Genomic DNA, 3,164 nt, shown 5'->3' with positions numbered 1-3,164 from the left:
AGGTAGGGAGTTGCATGGTGAATACGCTTTCATTCCGGGTGAGAAATCAGAAAGATCCGGGTCCAGGGCATCCGGAAGACCGCAAGCTTAAATGACCAGGCGTTTTCCCGACAGAGCCAGAAAGCCTGATTCTGTACCGATACAGATGGCGGGTTCGTTCATCTGCCCAGGGCCTGATTTCGCTGCGGCGCTGAAAGGCACAATGAGCGCATGCGCGCCCTGCTCTCAAGCTTCTCCTGGCGGGAATTGCAACACCACCCCTGGCGCAACGCCGCCGCCGTAGTGGCCGTGATGCTGGGCGTGGCCCTGGCGTTTTCAGTACAGCTCATCAATGCGTCGGCACTCAGTGAGTTCTCACAGGCGGTGCGCGCGGTCAACGGTCAACCCGACCTGGAGCTGCGTGCCGTGCAGGGCAGCTTTGACGAGGCGGTGTACGCGCGCGTGGCCAACCATCCGCAAGTCGCGCTGGCCAGCCCGGTGCTTGAAATCAGCACGTATGCGCTGGACGGCACCTCCCCCACCGGCCGCCTGCCGCTGCGCATCATCGGCATCGACGCGCTGGCGGTGGCCGCCATCGCGCCGTCGCTGATGCCGGTGCCGTCTTCCGACGCGGGACGCTTCGCCCTGTTTGCGCCTGGCAAGGTGTTCTTGAACCCCGCCGCGCAGCAAGCATTGCACTCGCCGGAGTTGCGCCTGCAAAGCGGCCTTGAACTGCGCAGGGTTTCTGTGGCCGGCAGCGTCGGCGCCGGTGGCGGGCCCCTGGCCGTGATGGACATTGCCGCCGCGCAAGAACTCTTCGGCAAGGCCGGACAACTCTCGCGCATCGACCTCAGGCTCAGCGCCGGCGCCGATGCGCGCCGTGTGATCGAGTCGCTGCAGCTGCCGTCCAACATCACCGCCACGGCGCCGGGCGATGCGGCCGAACGCGTCAGCAACCTGTCGCGCGCCTACCGCGTCAACCTGACGGTGCTGGCATTGGTGGCCTTGTTCACAGGCGCCTTCCTGGTGTTTTCGGTGCTCTCGCTGAGCGTGGCCAAACGCGCGCAGCAATTCGCGCTGCTGGGCGTGCTGGGCCTCACGGGCCGCGAACGCCTGCAGCTGGTGCTGGCCGAGTCGCTGCTGCTGGGCGTGGCCGGCAGCGTGCTGGGCATCGCGCTGGGCTCCGGCCTGGCTGCGCTGGCGCTGCGGCTGCTGGGCGGGGACCTGGGGGGCGGCTACTTTTCCGGCGTCGCACCTACCCTGCAATGGAACGGCTGGGCCGCACTCACTTACGGCGCGCTGGGAATTGCCGCCGCCGGCGTGGGCGGCTGGTGGCCGGCTCGTGCGGCGCAAAAACTRCCGCCCGCGCAAACCCTCAAGGGCCTCGGCGCCGCGGCAGGCACCGGCAGCGGCCACTGGTTCAGTATCATTTTGATAGCTGCCGGCGCTCTGCTGGCGCTGGTTCCACCGCTGTTTGGCATTCCACTGGCGGCCTACGTGTCGGTGGGCTTGCTGCTGGTCGGCGGCATCACCGCCTTGCCCTGGCTGATTTCGCTGATCTACAACCGGCTCAGCCCCTGGGTCGCCCACCGGCTGCTGCCGCTGCTGGCCGTGGAGCGTGCGCGCCGCGTGCGCGAAAGCGCCGCGGTGGCCGTGAGCGGCGTGGTGGCATCACTGAGCCTGGCCGTGGCGCTCACGGTGATGGTGACCAGCTTTCGCGAGTCTGTAACGCAATGGCTGGACGTGGTGCTGCCGGCAGACCTGTATGTGCGCACGGCGCTGGGAACCTCCGCCAGCGATACGGCGTATTTCTCGCCGGAGTTTGTGGATGCGCTGGGCCGCCTGCCCGGCGTGGCGCGGGTGGGCAGCCTGCGCACCACGCAGCTGCTGCTGGATACCGCCAGGCCCAGCGTCACCCTGATCGCCCGCCCGCTGGACAACCCGGCCACCGCGCTGCCGCTGGTGGGCCAGGCATTGCCGGTGCCGCCCGGGCACATCGGCATCTACGTGAGCGAGCCGATGGTGGACCTGTACGCGGCACGCCCAGGCACCGTCTTTCGCCCACTTTCACAAGCTTTTATGGCTCTAGACCAATCAGGATCTGCGCGATCTGCTCCTGATTTAATAGCAAGCAAGGTGGGATCCGAAACGCCCGTGTTTTATGTGGCGGGCGTCTGGCGCGACTACGCACGCCAGTTCGGCGCCATCGCCATGGCCCATGCGGACTTCGAACGCCTGACCGGCGACCGGCGCACCAACGACCTCGCGCTGTGGCTGAAGGAAGGCGCCAGCGACAGCCAGGTGCAGCAGGCCGTGCGCGGCCTTGCCGAACAGCAGTCCGGTGCCGGCGCGCTGCTGGAGCTGGCCTCCGTCAGCCAGCTGCGCGCCACATCGCTCCGGATTTTTGACCGCAGTTTTGCCGTCACCTACTGGCTGCAGGGCGTGGCGATCGCCATCGGCCTTTTCGGCGTGGCCGCCAGCTTCAGCGCCCAGGTGCTGGCACGCCGCAAGGAGTTTGGCCTGCTGGCGCACCTCGGGCTGACACGCCGGCAAATCCTGGCCGTGGTGGCCGGCGAAGGCGCAGCCTGGACGGTGATAGGCGCGCTTGCGGGGCTGGCCCTGGGGCTCGCGGTATCGACCGTACTGGTGTACGTGGTGAACCCGCAAAGCTTTCACTGGACCATGGACCTGATGGTGCCCTGGCTGCGCCTGGCCCTGCTGTGCGCCGCGGTGGTGGTGGCCGGCACCGTGACGGCCTGGCTGGCGGGCCGCGCGGCCGCAGGCCGGGACGCCGTGCTGGCGGTGAAAGAAGACTGGTAAGCCTTGCCCCTTTGCGGCATTTGCCGCGAAAGGATGCGCACGGGCAAGGGGCAGCCCCCCCGTGCACCGTCCTACAGGCGTGGAGGCCGGTTTCCGACGCCATCCGGCCGCTCCCGGCATCACACTGTGACTCATGCGGTGGCCGTCAAGTGCGCAGGTGTTTTGCCAGCCCTTGTCTCCCACGCCCTTTTTTCTCTTTCAAATGCCTGCGGAGAACGCGATGACCACCAACACCAGCCCCCTGACCGGCGCCAACGCGAACCCGACGGGCAAGTTCTCACGGCATGCCTCCTCCCGGCCGTCCCACGGCTTGCAGCTCACCCGCAATGACGACGGCAGCGTGACCCTGGCACTCAACCAGCCCC

At 67.6% G+C, this 3,164-nt stretch carries 1 protein-coding gene; it reads left to right on the top strand.

Annotated elements, in window-relative coordinates:
- Nucleotides 1-210: 210 nt before the first annotated feature.
- Nucleotides 211-2,799, top strand: a complete 2,589-nt coding sequence (locus tag AC1D1X_RS19275) for an ABC transporter permease (RefSeq protein WP_477671157.1) — start codon at nucleotides 211-213, stop codon at nucleotides 2,797-2,799.
- Nucleotides 2,800-3,164: the final 365 nt, after the last annotated feature.

This window comes from Polaromonas sp. P1_G4 (assembly GCF_056405475.1).
The sequence above is the reverse complement of the archived record's forward strand: the minus strand, read 5'-3'. Positions and strand labels throughout refer to the sequence as shown.